1 pseudogene is annotated in these 244 nt (G+C 68.4%); it reads left to right on the top strand.

Features of this window, described 5'->3' with window-relative positions:
• Window positions 1-244, top strand: a pseudogene (locus SB764_RS43755) (LTA synthase family protein); the annotation flags it as partial.

The following is a 244-nucleotide window of genomic DNA, read 5'->3' as shown; positions in this document are numbered from 1 at the left end:
AGGTTGCTGCCATCGCGTTTTCGGCGCCGCTGCTGGCCGCCTTGCTGCTGGCCGCGGGGCCGGCGGCGCAGGCGCTGTGGCTGCGGTGCCTGCCCTACCTGGGCGCCGTGCTGGCGACACTGTTCGCCGCCAGCACTGTGGTGAGCGTGTCCTACTTCGCCACTTTCTCGCGTTCGATCGACATCTTCGTGTTCGGCCTGATGGACGACGACACCCGTGCCATCCTGGCAACGCTGTGGCACGG

It is taken from the genome of Paraburkholderia sp. SIMBA_027 (assembly GCF_046535315.1).
GTDB classification, from domain to species: Bacteria; Pseudomonadota; Gammaproteobacteria; order Burkholderiales; family Burkholderiaceae; genus Paraburkholderia; species Paraburkholderia tropica.
This window is presented reverse-complemented; position numbering and strand designations above follow the sequence as displayed.